Genomic DNA, 18,504 nt, shown 5'->3' with positions numbered 1-18,504 from the left:
GCGGCCGAAGGCCGCTTATGCCACCTTCTCCCACAAGGGGAGAAGGGAAGAAACTCTCAGCCCTTCCGTTCCGGCACGCGCCTGATCTTCGCGCCGAGCGCATTCAGCCGTTCGTCGATGCGCTCGTAGCCGCGCTCGATCTGGTCGGCGTTGTTGATCGTGGAGGTGCCCTCGGCGCAGACGGCCGCGAGCAGCATGGCCATTCCGGCGCGAATGTCGGGTGAGGTCATCGCCGCGCCGTGCAGCCGGCTTGGACCGGCGATGATGGCGCGATGCGGGTCGCACAGCACGATGCGCGCACCCATCGCGATCAGCTTGTCGACGAAGAACATCCGCGATTCGAACATCTTCTCGAACATTAGGATCACGCCCTCGCATTGCGTGGCCGTGACGATCGCGATCGACATCAGATCGGCGGGAAAGGCCGGCCAGGGCTGGTCCTCCAGCTTCGGCACGTGGCCGCCAAAATCGTCCTGGATCTTCAGCGTCTGGTTCGAGGGCACGATGAGATCGTCGCCCTCGATGCGGCAGACGATGCCGAGCCGCTCGAATCCCATGCGGATCGAGCGCAGATGCTCGACGCCCGCGCGCACGATGCGAAGCGGCGAACGCGTCACGGCGGCAAGCCCGATCAGCGAGCCGACCTCGATGTGGTCGGGCTGGATCCGGTAGGTCGCGCCACCCAGCGTCGCCGGACCGTGCACGATCATGGTGTTGGTGCCGATGCCCTCGATCCCAGCGCCGAGCGCGACCAGGAAGTTGGCGAGGTCCTGCACATGCGGCTCGGACGCGGCGTTGCGCAAATACGTGGTGCCTTCGGCGGCGACGGCTGCGACCAGCGCGTTCTCGGTCGCGGTCACGCTGGGCTCGTCCAGGAACACGTCGGCGCCGGTCAGTTTCGAAGCGCGGAATTCGAGCCGGTCGGTCGCGGTGACCTTGGCTCCCAATTGCTCGAGCGCGAGCACATGCGTGTCGAGCCTTCGGCGGCCGATGACGTCGCCGCCGGGCGGCGGCAGCATCACTTCGCCGCAGCGGGCGAGCAGGGGGCCCGCGAGCAGGATCGAGGCGCGGATGCGCACGCATAGCTCAGGATCGAGATCCGCGGCGCGGATGCTCTTGGCGTGAATATGAAGCGTGTTGCGGGCGGTCCATTCCGCCGCCGCGCCGACCGAGCGGATCAGCTCGACCAGCGTCTCGGTGTCGCGGATCCGCGGCACGTTTTCCAAGGTCACCGGATGCTCGGTGAGCAGGGCTGCCGCGATGATCGGCAGGGCCGCATTCTTGTTGCCGGAAGGCTCGATCGAGCCCGAGAGCCGGTGACCGCCCTCGACGATGTACTGGATGGGCGCCACGGGGTCTCTCGCTGTCGTGTTGAGTGGGGGCGGGTTTCGAGGCGGAAGCTACCGAGAATTGAGCGCGGGAGCAATTCTGCACTTGTTGCGAGGGCGGGGGGAGGTTCAGCCGAGGTGTCTCTACGTCATGGCCGGGCTTGTCCCGGCCATCCACGTCTTCGCCAGATGCACGGAGAACGTAGATGCCCGGGCGTTCGCCTCGCCGAAGCGGCTTCGGCCGCGCAGGCGGGACAAGCCGGGGCATGACGACCGTCCAAAGCCATCCGATCTCAGATATCGATCGTCGCGCTCAGCGAATGTTCCTGGATGAAGTCGCGGCGCGGCTCGACCACGTCGCCCATCAGCTTGGTGAAGATGTCGTCGGCCTCGTCGACCTCCTTGACCTTCACCTGGAGCAGTGATCGCGCATTGACGTCCAGCGTCGTCTGCCAGAGCTGCTCCGGATTCATCTCGCCCAGCCCTTTGTAGCGCTGCAGCGAGACGCCCTTGCGGCCGGCGTCTGTGACGGCTTCGAACAGATCGACCGGGCCGTAGACCATGTGCTCGGTATCCTTGCGCCGCAGCTTGCCGGGCCGGGCATAAACGTCCTGGAGCTTGACCGTGTACTCGTCGAGCTTGCGGGCTTCGACCGAGCCCAGGAACGCGTCGTCGATGAGGGCGACGTCCTTGACGCCGCGCACCGTGCGCTCGAACTGGAAACCATGGCCTTCGACGTATTGACCGATCCAGCCGCGCTCGACCTCGTCGGCGAGCGTGTCGAGGCGGGCGGCGATGTATTGCGCGGCCGCGGCGGCTTTCTCCCGATCGCCGTAGATAGCCTTGTTGAGCACGCCGGTGATGGCAGCCTGCTCGATCACCTTGCGATTGTAGCGGGTGTGCAGGCTGCGCAGGACGCCGCGAACGGCACGGGCGTCGTCGACCAGCGAGCGCAGGTCGCGGCCGGTGCGATCGCCGCCGGTGCCGGGAATGTAGACGCAGTCGTCGAGTCCGGTATCGATCAGATAATCTTCCAGCGCCCGCTCGTCCTTTAGATATTGCTCGGACTTGCCGCGGTTGACCTTATAGAGCGGCGGCTGGGCGATGTAGAGATAGCCGCCGTCGATGATCTCGCGCATCTGCCGGTAGAAGAAAGTCAGCAGCAGCGTGCGGATGTGGGCGCCGTCGACGTCGGCGTCCGTCATCACGATGATCTTGTGATAGCGCAGCTTCTCGATCGAGAATTCGTCGCTGATGCCGGTGCCGAGCGCGGTGATCAGCGTGCCGATCTGCTCGCTGTGCAGCATCTTGTCGGGACGCACGCGTTCGACATTGAGGATCTTACCGCGCAGCGGCAGCACGGCCTGGAATTCGCGGTTGCGGCCCTGCTTGGCGCTGCCGCCTGCCGAGTCACCCTCGACGATGAAGAGCTCGGATTTCGCCGGATCCTTTTCCTGGCAGTCGGCGAGCTTGCCGGGCAGCGAGGAGACCGAGAGCGGGCTCTTGCGCGTCAGCTCGCGCGCCTTTCGCGCGGCTTCGCGGGCAGCTGCCGCCTGGATCACCTTGCCGACGATCATCTTGGCTTCGGAAGGATGCTCCTCGAACCAGGCTTGCAGCGCCTCGTTGAGCACGTTCTCGACCACGGGGCGCACTTCCGAGGACACCAGCTTGTCCTTGGTCTGCGACGAAAATTTTGGATCCGGCACCTTCACCGACAGCACAGCGGTGAGGCCTTCGCGGCAATCATCGCCGGTGAGCGCGATTTTCTCTTTTTTCGCGTTGGCCTCGGCATAGCCGTTGACCTGGCGCGTCAGCGCGCCGCGGAAACCGGCGAGATGGGTGCCGCCGTCGCGCTGCGGGATGTTGTTGGTGAAGCACAGCACGTTCTCGTGGTAGCTGTCGTTCCACCACAGCGCGGCCTCGACGCCGATGCCGTTGGCTTCCGCGCGCACCATGATCGGCGCCGGCACGATCGCCTTCTTGTTGCGGTCGAGATATTTGACGAATTCCTCGACGCCGCCGGAATAGTGCATCTCCTCGCGCTTCTCGACGGCGTGACGCATGTCGGAGAGAGCGATGTTGACGCCGGAGTTGAGGAAGGCGAGCTCGCGCAGCCGGTGCTCCAGCGTGGCGAAATCATACTCGATGTTCTTGAAGGTTTCCGTCGAGGCCTGGAACGTCACCTCGGTGCCACGCCTGCCGGGCGCATCGCCGACCACCTTGAGCGGCGCGACCGCATCGCCATGGGCGAATTCGATGTAGTGTTCCTTGTTGTCGCGCCAGATGCGCAAGCCGAGCTTGCTCGACAGCGCGTTGACGACGGAGACGCCGACGCCGTGCAGGCCGCCGGAAACCTTGTAGGAATTCTGGTCGAACTTACCGCCGGCATGGAGCTGGGTCATGATGACCTCGGCCGCCGAAATACCTTCGCCCTTATGGATGTCGACGGGAATGCCGCGGCCGTCGTCGCGCACGGTGACGGAATTGTCGGAATTGAGGATCACGTCGACGCGAGTGGCATGGCCCGCGAGCGCTTCGTCGATCGCATTGTCGACGACCTCGTAGACCATATGATGCAGGCCTGAGCCGTCATCGGTGTCGCCGATATACATGCCCGGGCGCTTGCGTACGGCGTCGAGACCCTTGAGCACGCGGATCGATTCCGCCCCGTAATCGCTCGGATTTGAGGGTTCGTTTTCGGCAGACGTCTGCCGAGCAGGTTCTGTCATGAGAGGCCTTCGAGATGTCGCCCGAATCAGCGGCGCAAAAGGCGCTGATATGCGGGCTATTTGTGCCACGAAAGACGGATTGCGCCTAGCGCAAAGTATCTCCTTGCAAGTCTTTGATTAGGTGGGATTTTTCGGCCGATTTTCAAGGCCTTCGAAGGCCGATTCGGCGGCTTGGAAAAAGCGCGATTCGAGACGCGGTTTCGGGCTCTGGAAGGCGTGGATTTTTCGGGGAGGAGAGGCGTTCCGAGGCGCGTGGAACGCCCCCGGAACGGCCTTGCAGCTCAATACATCTGAAGCGGCAGCACGTCTCCGCTTGGCCCCACCAGGAGGCCCCAGGCATCGCCGGCGGCCACGGTGAGGGTCTCGGTGCGAGCTGGGCGTCCCGGCAGACGCAGCGCGTACTGGTACTTGCCGGGCGGCAGATCGAGCATCGGGCCTTTCGGCGATTGCGGACCGCCGGCGCCGGCCGCGATCTTCACGGTTTGATTGTTGATCGTCAGCGATGCTTCCTTCGGTCCCATATTGCCGAGCATCAGCCTCGCCTGTCCCGCCTTCGGCATGATGTCGGCCTTGGCCGCGGCCTGCGGATTCCGCTGCATCAGGCTGACCGTGGTCTCGTCCCTGGCGCGGCCAAGCTTCAGCACGGCCGGTCCCTCCGGCGAGGTAAACGCGAGCTCCGCGCGCTCGGCCGTGACGATCGCGCCGTCGGCCTTCTCCTGCCAGCCCCGCTTGGTCAGCTCCGCGCGATAGAACGCGAGGACCTCGCCAAGCTCGGCGGGGATGCTCGCTTCGAGCTCGGTCCGGAACGACTGGTCGCTGCCGGGAAATTTCGTGGAGCTGATGCCGGTCGAGCTGTGCTGCGTCGGCACGGGCAGGGCGACATCGGGATCGAGCGTGAGTGGCTCCTTCGATTTGGCCTGGACCGCCTTGGCTTGGTTCGATTTGGCCTCGACGGGCTTCGCCGCGACGATAACAAGACCGGAGCCGTTGGCGCTAACGTTTACCTTCGGCCCCATCTGCATCACTGTCATCGAGATCGACTTGCCGCTCTTGGAGAATTCCATCACCGCCATGTTGGGCTGGTTGATGACGGAAGGTTGCTCCTTCCAGCCCGCTGGCTTGAGCGATGCGCGATAGAACGCGGCAAGCGCCTTCACGGTCGATGACGAGGAGAATTCGAGCCTGCCGTCGTCGCCCTCGAATTTCACGCCTTCGGCGTTTTCGGGCAGCGGCACCGGCGTCTTGCTGTCGGCCAGCGCATTCAGCGGCGCGTCGGACAACGCGGCCGCCTGCACCTTGCGCCTTGCTTCGTCGGCAGTGATGAGCTGCTTGGCCGCACCTAACGCATCCCCAAGGAACTTCTCGTCCGCCTCTTTCTTCGCCTTGGCACGGGCGGCAAGCGCGGAGTCCTTCACCTGCGCGGTCAGGCTGACCATGGTGAAATCATATTTGCGGCCAAGCCGCAGCACGCCGGTTTCCTCCGCCGAAGAGATCTTGATCGCGACCTCGTCACCGGGTGCGAGCGGCGCGCTGCCGTCCTCCTGCCAGCCGCGCGCGGCGAGCTCGCGGTGATAGAAGGCGAGCACGGCCGGCAACTCGGCCATCGCGGCGGCCGACATTTCGCGCTTGTTGTCGCTCGCGCCGCCGAGGCCCCTGGCCGTCTTGGTCGGGCTTGGCCGCGGCAGGCCGGCCAGATCACTATCGGCCTTGAGCTCGCTGGGCAGCGCAAAGGGTGCGACCCGGATATCGACATGGGTGCGGCCGTCGTCGCGGCGCGTCAGCGTCAGCATCACCGGCTTCTGCTGATAGAAGCCGGTCTCCTTGCTATCGGCGTGCGCGTAGAACGCGCGCAGGCCGTTGGGAAAGGTTTCATCCAGGCTGGTGGTCCAGCGCGCAACGGTTTCCGGCGTGAGCTTCTGCCAGCCGATCGCAGCCATCTGGCTGGCATAGAAATCCGACGTTGCATCGAGCGGCGTCGGCGCGATGCAGCCGAGATAGGGCCGGGTCCCGTCAAACACGATGTCGCTTGCACCTTCCGGAAACGGCACGTTGCCGTAGATCCGGTCGGTCGTGTAGTAAACCACGGACTGGTCGGGCCGGCCGGGCGCCTGCGTGAAATGAACGGAAAGGCCCTGTCGCCCCTTCCTGAACTTCAGCAGGCTGCTTTTCTCCTCAAGCGGCATCACATAGGGCACCCAGCCGTTGTCGCTCAGGAGCTTTTGGACCGCGGGCAGTGTCACCGCCTGCCGCGTCGGTACGCGATATTCGACGCGATAGGGATCGGGGCGCGAAATGTCTTCCACCGCACCTTCGAGCTGCGGCAGCGCGTGGACGTCGACGACACCCTCATCGGCGCCGGCCGCGATCGAGCAGCTCGCCATCAGGAAGAGACCGCATGCAAGCAGCCGCCATCGTGCCGGGATTTGCATCCCGCGCGGGATCATCGCCATCGTTACGTCTCCAGGATGCCGCGCGGCGCTTTGGCGCGCGCGATTGCAACGGCCGCAACGCCGTCGGCGGGCCTCAGACCAGAAGTCGCGGCAGGAACCGGGCAGGTTCAAAGATCCCGAACTGGTCAATACAGCTGGAGCGGCGACCATGCCTCGCCGTCGCGCCCGACGGTGAGCTCCCAGGCGTCGCCGGCTGCGACAGTGAGGATGTGGGTGTAGGCTGGACGGCCGGGTACGCTCAGTTCGTAGGAATATTTGCCGGGCGCCAGATCCAGCGATACGGCATTGGCGCCGGCGGCGCGCTTGATGATCCGCGCGTCGATCCCGAGCACGGCTTCCGTTTCGCCGATGTTGCTGAACACCAGCTTCGCCTGGCCCGGTTCGGGCATGACGTTCGCCCGGGTTGCAGTATCCGAGTTCTTCTGCACGAGATGAACCAAGGTGCTGCTGTCCTTGCGGCCGAGCTCCAGCATGGCCGGCCCGAGCGGAGAGACGAACGCGAGCTGGACGTGATCGGCGGAAACGACGGCGCCATCATGCTGCTCCTGCCAGCCGAGTTTTCCGAACTCCCTGCGGTAGAAGGCGAGAACGTCGCTGAGCTCGGCGGGCACGGTGGCTTCGAGCTTGACGCGAAGCGGCGCTTCGACGCCCCGCATCAGTGTGGTGTGGATTCCCCTAAAGCTGTAGCGGGTCGGTGCGGGTAGCTTGGCATCGGGGTCCGGCGTGAGATCGGCCGAAAACAGCGGCTGCGGCATCCAGGCGCCGGCGCTTGCCGCGAGCATGCACGTCGCGAGCAAGACGAGGCCGCACGCAAACGCCCGCCATCGTGCCGGGGCTCGCGCCCCGGACCTTGCCGCCCGCATCTCACTCTCCAGCGTTCGCGCGTGATGTCATTGCGCGATTGCAAAACGGCTGCGACGCCGTCGGCGCCGCCTCCGGCAACTAGTCGCGGCGGAAATGGGGCCGGTTCAACGGCTGCGACTACCGCCGGGCCGATACCTGTCCGCTTTCGACGTCAAAGATCTCGCCCCCGGCGCCGATCTCGGTGAAGGCGGCGGGGTCTGCGCCGGTCAGCCACACCTGCGCGCCGAGCTTGCGCAGCTCGTCGAACAGCGCGGCGCGCCTGCCGGGATCGAGGTGCGCGACGACCTCGTCGAGCAGCAGCAGCGGCACGATGCCGGTCATCTCGGCGACCAGGCTCGCATGTGCCAGCACCAGCCCGATCAGCAACGCCTTCTGCTCGCCGGTCGAGGCATCGCGCGCCGGCATACTTTTCGGCGCGTAGATCACCTGCAGATCGGTGAGATGCGGACCATCCGTGGTGCGGCCGGCGATGGCGTCACGCGGACGGTTGTCGCGCAGGATCTGGCGGTAGCGATCCTCGACCGACGTCGCGGTCTCCGTCAGCAGCGCGTTCTCCATCCAGCCGTCGAGCGCGATCTGCGCCGAGGGGAAGGCGGAGGCTTGCGCGCGCGCGTTGAGCATGCCGGTCAGGCGCGCCGCGGTCTGGCCGCGGGTTGCGGCGACCGCGACCGCAAGCTCTGCGGTCTCGCGCTCGATCGCGTCACACCAATGGTCGTCGTAATTGCGGGTCTCGAGCAGGCGGTTGCGCGAGCGCAGGGAACGTTCGAGCGCGGAGATGCGGCTGGAATGGTCGCTGTCGATGGCAAGCACCAGGCGGTCGAAGAAGCGCCGGCGCTCGGACGCCGCTCCCATGAACAGCCCGTCCATCGCCGGCGTCAGCCACACCATGCGGATGTGGTCGCCGAACGACGCCGCCGAATTAACCGGTTCGCGGTCGATGCGGCAGCGCCGGCTGACCGGGCTATCTGCGCGCGGCGGATCGATGCCGGTGCCGAGCGTGGCAAGGCCCAGTGCGCCTTCGACCTGTGCCGACACCGCCCAGGAGCCGTCGCCCTGGTTGTCGGCGACGTCGTCCAGCGTCGCGCGCCGCAAGCCGCGTCCCGGCGACAGGAACGAGATTGCCTCGATGCAATTGGTCTTGCCCGCTCCGTTCGGCCCGACCAGCGCCACCATGTCAGCCTTCGCCTCGAGCCCCGCCGCCCGGTAATTACGAAAATGCGTCAGCGTCAGGCGATGAATGCGGGAGGGGGTCATGTTGTCTTTGTCATTGCCGGGCATCCACGTTTTGTCTCCAAAGACGTGGATGGCCGGGACAAGCCCGGCCATGACGGATGTAGTCGATGCGAAGGGGCGCCGGTAGCCCTCACACCCGCATCGGCATCAGCACGTAGAGTGCGCTCTTGTCGTCGCGGTCTTGCACCAGGGTCGGTGAGCCCGGGTCGGCGAGCCGGAGCGTTGCGACGTCGCCTTCGATCTGGGCGGCGATGTCGAGCAGATAGCGGGAGTTGAAGCCGATATCGAGGGCGTCGGAGGCGTATTCGACTTCGAGCTCTTCGGTCGCGCTGCCGGAATCCGGATTGGTCACCGACAGCACCAGCTTGCCCGGCGACAGCGAGAGTTTCACGGCTCGGCCGCGCTCGCTGGAAATCGTCGAGACGCGGTCGACCGCGTTCTCGAAATCCTTCTTGTCGACGACGAGCTCCTTGTCGTTGCCCTGCGGGATCACGCGGCCGTAATCGGGGAAGGTGCCGTCGATCAGCTTCGAGGTCAGCACCACATTGCCGATGGTGAAGCGGATCTTGGCCTGCGACAGCTCGATCGTGACCTCGGCCTCGTTGTCCTCGATCAGGCGCTGCACCTCGCCGACGGTCTTGCGCGGCACGATCACGCCGGGCATGCCCTCGGCGCCCTTGGGCTGGACCAGGTCGAGCTGGGCGAGGCGGTGGCCGTCGGTGGCGACGCCGCGCAGGGTGGCGGCTTTGGCCGAGCCCGCGGCATGCAGATAGATGCCGTTGAGATAATAGCGGGTCTCCTCGGTGGAGATCGCGAACTGGGTGCGGTCGATCAGCCGCTTGACGTCCTTGGCGGCGAGGCTGAACGAATGCGACATGTCGCCGGCCGCGAGATCCGGAAAATCATTCTCCGGCAAGGTCTGCAGCGTGAAGCGGGAGCGGCCGGCGCGGATCGCCAGCACGGCGCGGTCGCCGTCGGCTTCGAGCACGATCTGCGAACCGTCCGGCAGCTTGCGCACGATGTCGTAGAACATGTGGGCCGGCACGGTGGTGGAGCCCGCGGTCGCGGTTTCCGCCGCGAGCGTTTCCGTGACCTCGAGGTCGAGGTCGGTCGCCTTCAGCGACAATTTCGCGTTCTCGGCCCTAACAAGCACGTTGCCGAGGATCGGAATCGTGTTGCGGCGCTCGACCACGCGATGGACGTGGCCCAGCGACTTCAGGAGTTGCGCGCGTTCGACCGTAACCTTCATTGCACTACTCGCCCGATCCCCAAGGAAACACAAATCTGGAAAAGCCGGGCGGCGGGACGCGCGCCACGGCACCGAAATCCCCGGAAGGCCGGGTCATCCAGCCGATATGACCAAAGCCGTCAGGGTCGCGCAAGGTGGCGCGTAAAGTCATCCGTTTCAAGGGATTGCGCGACAGTTCCCCACGATTTACCGGCAAAGACGGGGCCGGCGCCCAGCTGGACCAAGACCGCCGCCCCAGGCATGGCCGGGGCGGCGCGAGGGAAGGGGAAAGACCCAGGCGTTTATTCCTGAAGCTGGCGCTTGAGCGATTCGACCTCGTCCGACAGCGCCGTGTCCTTGGAAACCAGGGCCTCGATCTTGCGAACGGCGTGCAGCACCGTGGTGTGATCGCGCCCGCCGAAGCGGCGGCCGATCTCCGGCAGCGATCGCAGGGTCAGCGTCTTGGCGAGATACATCGCCACCTGGCGCGGACGGACCACGTTGGCGGTCCGGCGCGAGGACAGGAGGTCGGAGCGGCTGACATTATACTGCCGCGCCACCACGCGCTGGATGTCCTCGATCTTGATCCGCTTCGGTTCCTGCGGCCGGATCAGGTCGCGCACCTCGTGCTCCGCCATCTCCAGCGTCACCGGCCGGTTGTTGAGTTTCGAATGCGCGAGCAGGCGGTTGATCGCGCCTTCGAGATCCCGGCCGTTATGGGTGATGGCGCGGGCCAGATAGGTCAGCACCTCCTCCGGCACCTCGAAGGTCGCATGATGGGCGCGGGCCGCGGCGACGCGCGACTTGAGAATGCCGTGTCGCAGCTCCTCGCCGAGCGAGGCCATCTCGACCACGAGGCCGCCGGCCAGCCGCGAGCGCACGCGGTCGTCGAGGCTTTCGAGATCGGACGGCGGACGGTCGGCCGCGATCACGACCTGGCGGCCGGCATCGATCAGCGCGTTCAGTGTGTGACAGAACTCGGCCTGGGTCGACTTGCCCTGCAGGAACTGGAGATCGTCGATCACGAGCACGTCGATGCCGCGCAACGCTTCCTTGAAGGCGAGCGCCGTCTGCGTCTTCAGCGCGGCGACGAAGCCGTACATGAATTTCTCGGCGGTGAGATAAAGCACCTTGCGCTCGTTGCCGGAATTGCCGGCCCAGGTCACCGCCTGCAAGAGATGCGTCTTGCCGAGGCCGACGCCCGCATGGATGTAGAGCGGATTGAACATGACGGGATCGCCGCGACGACCCTCGGCGACCTGACGCGCAGCCGCATGCGCCAGCGTGTTGGAACGGCCGACGACGAAGCTTGCGAAGGTCAGGCGCGGATCGAGCGGCGAACCGCCGAGCGCATCATGATTGGCCGACACCGGCGCAGTCGCGGTCGAGCGCAGCTCCGGCGCAGGCGAGCGGCGCGTTTCGACCGGCGCTGGCGCTTCCTTCTGCTGCACAACGGGGCGCACGGCCGAGCGCACGGTGAGATCGATGCGATGGACTTCCGGCATCTCGGCCTGCCAGCACGACAGCACGCGCTCGGCATAATGGGCCTGGATCCAGCTCTTCAGGAAGCGGGTGGGCACCGACAGACGCACGCTCTCGTCCTGGACGCCTTCCAGATCCATGCGCGCAAACCAGCTCGTATAGACGTCTTCGCCGACGTTCGAGCGCAGCCGACTCTTCACGCGTGACCAGCGATCCTGTTCCGGGGTTGTCATCATTTGAGAACTTTTCTTGAGAGATAAGGTTGCGTGGTGAGCGCCATGCAGAGTTCCTGCCAGCAATACCTGCCCAGGATTATTTGCAATGGCGGGACCTCAAGCGATTTCACCTGCAGGCATGGCTCGACCGTTCGGCGGAAACGCCGCGTCCGATCAGCAATGTCTAGAGATGGAGGGGTCGCGAGGTCAGCGCGTACTCGGCGCTCCGTGACACGCGGGAGGCTTGGTGTCCGACGAATCTAAAACGGCATCGCTGGAAGTCGAAATGCTGGAAGTCGAAATGTGTTTCAATACCGCGTTGAGTTCGTAAGACATGATACCTCCCCGTCCTGCCGTGATTGCTCGCGACAAGGTCCTGCGTGTCCAAACGACACCCGCGTCGTCATCGGATGCCTGCCCGTGTACTAGTCCGCTCGGCCTCGCCATCATGCCTGTCGGGGCAGCTTTCAAGATGCCTCTTAAGCGCGAGAGAAAGATCCCGCTTGGAGACATTCAGACAAAGAGCTACCGTTCCCACATTGCTGTGGGTTTTGATCCGACAATCGCTTGTTGAAGCGCCGCCTACGTGCACATCGCCGCCGATTTGCACGCTCGCCCCGTTTCCGATACCGCGCTGGTCTCAAGATCGTGGGCGCCGCTGACGTCTTAAGGAATACACTATGCGGAAAGACTCGCAACGGAATTGATTCACACTTGAGGCATCAAAAATCTTGATCTGCGTTAACGCCACGCGGACTTGTGCACAGGCTTCAGAGCAAGTTTTTGGATTCGTGCACAGAATCGAAGACGCCACGTTTCATGTGACAATTCTCCGCCACCGCCAAAAATTTTTTACAAAAGCGTCACGCGCGCGACGCGCTGGCGATTTTTCCAAATGCTTGGCCTCACTATGCCGATAAGTGGTTAGCGAGCCATCGCTTTTTGAGTCTCGTTTCACAGGGTAACTCCATCGCGTGACGCGATCCGGGGAAACTACGGTGTGCAGAACTCGCAGACGCGCGAATTCAACTTGCGCCCGCCTCGCAAGGGTCTTTTGCACCGCGGTGCAAGTTTCCGCTGTTGCAAAATCATTCGCAGGTAGAACTACGGGACATCATGGTGCAAACGCCGCAATCCTCCGATCGAAGGTCGCTCGGCGCGTGACTGCTTGCGTGGATATGGCAGGCAACAAAAAAGCCCGGCGTGATGCCGGGCTGTTTGACGTATGCGATGTGCGACCGGATCGTCCGATCGAACGAATGCTGCTAGATCACTCGCGAGCTTACTTGGCCAGCTTACTTGGCGAGCTTGGCGATCTGCGCGGTGAGCCGCGAGACTTTGCGGCTGGCATTGTTCTTATGAATGATGTTTCGCTGCGCGGCGCGCATCAAGGCGGGCTCGGCGTTCGCCAGCGCCGTCACGGCTGCGGCGCGGTCGCCGGTCTTGATCGCTTCTTCGACATTACGCACGGCACCGCGCATCTGGGTGCGGCGCGACTTGTTGACTGCGGTGCGGCGGGCGATCTTGCGCGTCGCTTTCTTGGCGGAAGTGGTATTGGCCATGGTCTCAATGTCCTTTGCGGGTACCGGTCGCGTCTTGGTCGGGTAGCGCCGGCTTGCTTGACCGCGTAATCGACGCTCGGAATTAGGGTGTTCGGTTGCTAGGCTGTTCCTGGAACAAGAGCGACGGCCTTGCGGCTGTCTCTGAGGCCCAAAGAGCCTCTCAGCTCAAGGAGCCTCTAAGCCCCAAAGAGCCTGTAAGCCCAAAAGAGCCTGCAACTGCTCAAAGAACAGCGGCGGCAGGATTGCGCCCGCCGCCAGTTGGCGCCCTTATAGAGAGGGTCTTTGGCACCGTCAACGCTTTCCCGGGCTGGACAACCAGCCTCTTGGGGTGGGGATGAATGCCGTAACGCCCTGAAGAGGTTGAATTTCTGCCGTCTCCCTTGTATTGGCTGGCGGCGTTCCGAGGGTCGTCCGATCGGACGACTATAGAGGGTGAGGCATGATCCGCGGCTTTTTCCGACTGATTGGGCTGCTGCTGCTCGCCGGCGGGTTCATCTTCATGGTCTACGACGGCGCCCGCTGGGTGGCCGACCAGACCCTGAGGTTCACCCGCTTCGGCCAGTTCTGGAACGACATCAATCAGGCCAGCCAGACGGCATTCCGGACCTGGGTCGAGGCCAAGGCGCCCTGGCTCTGGACCTCGGTGATCCGCCTGGTGCTGGATCAGCCGGTTTTCGCCGTCCTCGGCATTCTCGGCATCCTCCTGATGATCCTGTTCCGCCCGCGCAAGCCGCTGATCGGCTATTCCCGGGATTGAGCTTTCAATTCGCGCGCCTCGAACCGGCGCGCGGACGGCGTAACGGGGCTGCCCCTTTGCGCGTAAAGACCTATATTCCCAACTGATCGCGAGCACGCCGCCTGAGCGCTTGGCTCATCGCCTTGGCTCAGGCGAGGCACAGCTCGTTCCCGGAGATCCGTCCATGCTGTTCATGCGCAAGACCACCGCATTGCCGAGCGCCACGGAAGCGCTGCCCGGCCGTGCGCAAGCCATTCCGACCGCGACCACCCATTTCGTCAACGGCACGAAGTTGCAGCCGCCTTATCCCGCCGGCCTCGAGCAGGCGGTGTTCGGGCTCGGCTGCTTCTGGGGCGCCGAGCGCAAGTTCTGGGAGCTAGGCGAGGGCGTTTACACAACTGCCGTCGGCTATGCCGGCGGCCACACGCCGAACCCGACTTATGAAGAGACCTGCTCGGGCCGCACCGGTCACACCGAAGTGGTGCTGGTCGTGTTCGATCCGAACAAGGTGTCGTACGAGAAGCTGTTGAAGACGTTCTGGGAGAGCCACAACCCGACGCAGGGCATGCGTCAGGGCAACGACGTCGGCACGCAATATCGAAGCGCGATCTACACCTGTTCAGACGCGCAGAAGAAAGCGGCCGATCAATCGAAGGCGCTCTATCAGAAGGCGCTTGCTGCAAAAGGTCTCGGCACCATCACCACCGAGATCGCATCCGCCGGCGAATTCTACTTTGCCGAGGACTATCATCAGCAATATCTGGCCAAGAATCCCGCCGGTTATTGCGGACTGGGCGGCACCGGCGTGTCCTGCCCGATCGGCGTCGGCGTGAGCGCGTAAGCCAGCCGCGAAGGTGGTGCACCTCTCCCGCTTGCGGGAGAGGTCGGCGCGTCCCCGGGCGATGCGAAGCATCGTCCCGCCCGCCGGGTGAGGGTTCTATCCTCTGGGGGACAGTCCCATCGTGGAGACACCCTCTCCCCAACCCTCTCCCGCAAGCGGGAGAGGGAGCGCACATGCCCCGTTGCTCACGCTGCTGTCGCGCCACGCGGCCCTCAACGCTTTATTAACCATAACCGGTGCATCACTGGATCTGTCTCGTTTCGAGGGATAAGTCCGGTGCCGGTTGCACGCGCGTTTCGATTGTCGATCTCGGCAGCGTCCCTGGCAGCGTCCGCCGCGCTGACCCTTGGCGGCTGCATGCAAACCGCTGGTCCCGTCGCCTATGTGCAGCCGCGCGCCGATCTCGATTCGATGGCCTATGGCCAGCCGTACAACGCGCCGCAGCCGGTCGTCGTCGGCAGTGGCGGCGGAGCCATCGCAGCACTCAGCAATTCCTTTGCCTCGCCTGCGCCCATGCCGGTTGGTTATGCCGCACCGATGGCGGCGCCGGTCCGGTACGATTCCTCCTACCATCTCGACGCTGGCGACAGGCTGCGCGTCGTGGTCTATGGCCAGGAAGGTCTCACCAACAGCTACGCGATCGACGCCGGCGGCTCCATCACGATGCCGCTGATCGGCGGCGTGCCGGCACGCGGCCGTACCCCGGCGGGCCTTGCCGGCGAGATCGCCGCGCGGCTGCGCAACGGCTACATCCGCGAACCTTCGGTTGCCGTCGAGATCGAGGCCTATCGCCCGTTCTTCATTCTCGGCGAAGTCTCCGCGCCCGGCCAGTATCCGTATGTGCCGAACATGACGGTCGAAAGCGCCGTCGCGATTGCCGGCGGCTTCTCGCCCCGCGCCAAGCGCGACGTGGTTACCGTCACACACACTGAAGCCGGCGGCGCCATGCGCGCCGTGGTGCCGCTTGGCACCCCCTTGAGCCCCGGCGACACCGTGTTCGTCGGCGAGCGCTGGTTCTAGAGCGCTTTCGAGCGAAGCTCTAGCTCACCGCCTGAAATCCAGCCGCCCGTTCGGAAAACATCCGTCGATCCTGGTGGCGTCGACCACCAGCCCAACCCATGGCCGTGTAATCACCGGATTGGTTATGTTGATATATTTCCCGACCAGGCGATCCCCGCCGTCGCGCGCCGCATCGATCAGCCCGTGCCGGCGGCCATGGTCCCAGTCGAAGCGCAGGAAGATGCGCTCGCCTGTGACCCGCACCTCAGCGCGTCCTTCTTTCCAGGCTTGCGGCGTATCGCCGGCAATGGTCGGATCTGCGCCACCATTCCAGCGGCTGGCCCAGATGCCGTCGAGCGGGTCTGACTGTGCCGCGATTTTTGCCCACGCCGCCGCGTTGACGTCGGCGGCATCGCCGGCAAGCCCTGCGATTGCGGCATAATCCATGACGTCGCGATCATCAGGCGCGGGCACGTCCATGGTGCCGAACGGATTGCGGATGACGATGTTCGTATTGGCTTGCTGCATCACGATCTCCCGGCGTGGGTTGGCTTGATCAGCCAGCTCTATCGCCGTGCGGCAGGATGCAGCCACCCGATTCCTGCTCTCTTCATCATTCCGGGCGTGCGCCCGTCGGCGCATCGCGGAATGACAGAGAGCCGCGCGCGCTACGATTTCAAATGCTTGGCGAAAAATTTCATGCTGCGCGGCCAGGCGATGTCGGCGCTGGCCTTGTCGTAACTCGCCCGCTCGTCGCAGTGAAAGCCGTGCTGCGCGCCCGGATAGACGAAGACCTCGACGTCCGGCCGCTTCGTCTTGATGGTCTCGACGTCGGTCAGGGGAATGCCGGCATCCTGCTCGCCAAAATGCAGCTGCGTCGGCACTTTGGGTGTCTCGTCGGCAAAGCGCACGACGGCGCCGCCGTAATAGCCGATCGCGGCCTTCAGGCCCGACAGCCGTGTCGCCGCGACGAAGGCGACGCTGCCGCCCAGGCAAAAGCCGATGATGCCGACCGGGCCGACGCTCTTCACCGCATCGATCGCCGCCTGGGTGTCGCGCAGCATCGCGTCCCAATCCGGACTGGCGACGAACTTGCGCGCCTCCGCGATCTCATCGGGCGTGTAGCCGGACTGGAAGCCCGGCGAGGTCCGGTCGAAGATCGACGGGGCGATCGCGACATAGCCTTCCCCGGCGAGGCGATCGCAGACCGAGCGGATGTGATGGTTGACCCCGAAAATTTCCTGGATCACCACCACCGCGCCCTTCGCCGTGCCCGCGGGATCAGCGCGATAGGCACTGAGCTGGAAATTGTCGGAGGCCGTCAGCTTGATGTCTTGTCCCACGCGGGTCGTCCTTGTTGGTTGTCATGAATTCACTCTTTCTCCTCATCCTGAGGAGCGCGCTCTTGCGCGCGTCTCGAAGGATGAAAGGCCGAGCTGCGAGAGGCGGGCCTGCATGGATCGAGACGGCGCTTCGCGCCTCCTGACCATGAGGAGAACCACCTACTCCCACATCCAGTTCTCGCCATAGTCCTCCTTCCATCCCGCCAACCGGCCATGACGGAACTGCAGGAACAGGCGGTGACGGTAGGGGATCAGTCCGCTGCCGCCGATGTTGCGAAGCGCGAGATAGATCTCGTTGCCGGGACGCCCGCGCACATATTGCAGCGGTTGCCCCAGCGCCCGCGCGGTCTGCCCGGCATCCATGCCGAAGGCGAGCGGCGTGGTGTTCGACAAGGTCGCGACGAAGGGCAGGCGGGGTGGTGTCCCGCCGAACTGCTCGGCTTGCGCGGATACCGACAGCAACACCGCGCCCGCAGCCAACATCGCTCGCTTCATTGCCTATGTTCCCGTCCGATCGTCTATTCCGGCAAGTTCTTCAGGAAAGGCAGCACCGCGTCAACAAAAGCCTGCGGCTGGTCGATGTTGACGGCGTGTCCGGCGGCGGGAATCACGACCTTTTGCGCGCCGGGAATTTTCGCGGCCATGTAGTCCGACGCGGCGAGGAACGGTGTGTCGTCGGCACCGACCACGATCAGGCTGGGCACCTTGATCTCCGGCAGCAGCTCGATCACCTTCGCATCGCGCTGGGTCAGCATGCCGCGTGCGGCGAGCGCCAATCCCGTGGCATTGCGATGGCGCGCGGTGGCGCGCTCGCGCGTCGCCGCCTTCAGCACGTCGAGCCCTTCGCGGTCCAACTTGTCGGCAGTGGCGAGCGCCCGTGCATTCCAGGCCTCGCGTGCGTCGTCCTTCTTGAAGCCCGGGCCGGTGTCGATGATCAGCAGCGCGCGGACGCGCTTTGGATGCGCGCGAGCGAAGGCAAGCGACATGTAGCCGCCGAGCGACAGCCCGCCGATGATGGCGCGCTCAGTGCCGACCACATCGAGAATCGCCGCGATGTCGCCGACCGTGAGCGCTTCGCTGTAGGCGGCGGGATCGTCGGGATAGTCGGACTGGCCGTGACCGCGCATGTCCCACAGGATCAGCTTGTGGTCCTTCGCGAGCGCATCGACCTGCCCATGCCACATCGCCGAGGTCGATGAGTAGCCGTGGGTCAGCAGCAGCGGCGGGCCTTCGCCATGAACCTCGTAGTAGATTTTGACGCCGTCCCGATCGATCCCAGCCATTGCATGCCTCTTGTTATCTCGTTTCTTCACCCATCCTAACGCGCCAGGTTACTCGGGGGAAACCGCCTGAACGCGATGGCCTGCATGTTTGGCGTGCACTCTGTTGCGTCCAGTCGCTGCATCATCGCTGTTCTCGCAACGCACAAGATGCGCGCGCCGCGTTTGTTCGATCGATTCCAAATTGCATTTGCCTCCGCGCCTGAACGCGATC

15 protein-coding genes are annotated in these 18,504 nt (G+C 64.6%); 3 read left to right on the top strand and 12 right to left on the bottom strand.

What is annotated here, in order from left to right:
* Positions 1-56 precede the first annotated feature (56 nt).
* The 8 genes from murA to rpsT all read right to left on the bottom strand — a co-directional run bounded on the left by murA (position 57) and on the right by rpsT (position 13,091).
* Positions 57-1,352, bottom strand: a complete 1,296-nt coding sequence (gene murA, locus IVB40_RS34655) for a UDP-N-acetylglucosamine 1-carboxyvinyltransferase (protein ID WP_247285149.1) — start codon at positions 1,350-1,352, stop codon at positions 57-59.
* Positions 1,353-1,621: 269 nt separating this feature from the next.
* A complete protein-coding gene (gyrB, locus tag IVB40_RS34650) occupies positions 1,622-4,057 on the bottom strand; it encodes a DNA topoisomerase (ATP-hydrolyzing) subunit B (protein ID WP_247817680.1) in 2,436 nt (811 codons plus the stop codon).
* A gap of 281 nt (positions 4,058-4,338) precedes the next feature.
* Positions 4,339-6,507 (bottom strand): hypothetical protein, encoded by a 2,169-nt coding sequence (locus tag IVB40_RS34645; protein WP_247817679.1) that lies wholly within the window; start codon positions 6,505-6,507, stop codon positions 4,339-4,341.
* 125 nt (positions 6,508-6,632) lie between these two features.
* Positions 6,633-7,370 carry a hypothetical protein gene (locus IVB40_RS34640; RefSeq protein WP_247817678.1) on the bottom strand — a complete coding sequence of 246 codons (738 nt, stop codon included), beginning with the start codon at positions 7,368-7,370 and terminating at the stop codon, positions 6,633-6,635.
* A gap of 118 nt (positions 7,371-7,488) precedes the next feature.
* Positions 7,489-8,625 (bottom strand): DNA replication/repair protein RecF, encoded by a 1,137-nt coding sequence (gene recF / locus IVB40_RS34635; protein ID WP_247817677.1) that lies wholly within the window; start codon positions 8,623-8,625, stop codon positions 7,489-7,491.
* A 109-nt stretch (positions 8,626-8,734) separates the two neighbouring features.
* A complete protein-coding gene (dnaN, locus tag IVB40_RS34630; RefSeq protein ID WP_007598262.1) occupies positions 8,735-9,853 on the bottom strand; it encodes a DNA polymerase III subunit beta in 1,119 nt (372 codons plus the stop codon).
* A 281-nt stretch (positions 9,854-10,134) separates the two neighbouring features.
* Complete coding sequence (gene dnaA / locus IVB40_RS34625; RefSeq protein WP_026233035.1) at positions 10,135-11,547, bottom strand: chromosomal replication initiator protein DnaA; 1,413 nt, start codon at positions 11,545-11,547, stop codon at positions 10,135-10,137.
* A gap of 1,277 nt (positions 11,548-12,824) precedes the next feature.
* A complete protein-coding gene (rpsT, locus tag IVB40_RS34620) occupies positions 12,825-13,091 on the bottom strand; it encodes a 30S ribosomal protein S20 (RefSeq protein WP_007598259.1) in 267 nt (88 codons plus the stop codon).
* A 439-nt stretch (positions 13,092-13,530) separates the two neighbouring features.
* Between rpsT and IVB40_RS34615 the strand changes: the two genes are divergently transcribed.
* The 3 genes from IVB40_RS34615 (at position 13,531) to IVB40_RS34605 (ending at position 15,688) form a co-directional block, all read left to right on the top strand.
* Complete coding sequence (locus IVB40_RS34615; RefSeq protein ID WP_007616084.1) at positions 13,531-13,848, top strand: hypothetical protein; 318 nt, start codon at positions 13,531-13,533, stop codon at positions 13,846-13,848.
* Between the two features lie 163 nt (positions 13,849-14,011).
* Complete coding sequence (gene msrA / locus IVB40_RS34610; RefSeq protein WP_247285154.1) at positions 14,012-14,668, top strand: peptide-methionine (S)-S-oxide reductase MsrA; 657 nt, start codon at positions 14,012-14,014, stop codon at positions 14,666-14,668.
* A 276-nt stretch (positions 14,669-14,944) separates the two neighbouring features.
* Positions 14,945-15,688: a polysaccharide biosynthesis/export family protein gene (locus tag IVB40_RS34605; protein WP_027566096.1), complete on the top strand. Its 744-nt coding sequence runs from the start codon at positions 14,945-14,947 to the stop codon at positions 15,686-15,688.
* A 24-nt stretch (positions 15,689-15,712) separates the two neighbouring features.
* On the opposite strand, the gene IVB40_RS34600 is transcribed toward IVB40_RS34605, so the two are convergent.
* The 4 genes from IVB40_RS34600 to IVB40_RS34585 form a co-directional block, all read right to left on the bottom strand.
* Entirely contained in the window at positions 15,713-16,195 is a 483-nt protein-coding gene (locus tag IVB40_RS34600) for a hypothetical protein (RefSeq protein WP_247817676.1), read from the bottom strand.
* Between the two features lie 140 nt (positions 16,196-16,335).
* Positions 16,336-17,010, bottom strand: a complete 675-nt coding sequence (locus tag IVB40_RS34595) for a dienelactone hydrolase family protein (RefSeq protein WP_247817675.1) — start codon at positions 17,008-17,010, stop codon at positions 16,336-16,338.
* 159 nt (positions 17,011-17,169) lie between these two features.
* Positions 17,170-17,505: a hypothetical protein gene (locus IVB40_RS34590; RefSeq protein ID WP_247817674.1), complete on the bottom strand. Its 336-nt coding sequence runs from the start codon at positions 17,503-17,505 to the stop codon at positions 17,170-17,172.
* A gap of 23 nt (positions 17,506-17,528) precedes the next feature.
* Positions 17,529-18,293, bottom strand: coding sequence for an alpha/beta fold hydrolase (locus IVB40_RS34585; RefSeq protein ID WP_247817673.1), 765 nt, complete (start codon positions 18,291-18,293; stop codon positions 17,529-17,531).
* Positions 18,294-18,504: the final 211 nt, after the last annotated feature.

Source organism: Bradyrhizobium sp. 40, assembly GCF_023100925.1.
GTDB lineage: Bacteria > Pseudomonadota > Alphaproteobacteria > Rhizobiales > Xanthobacteraceae > Bradyrhizobium.
The sequence above is the reverse complement of the archived record's forward strand: the minus strand, read 5'-3'. Positions and strand labels throughout refer to the sequence as shown.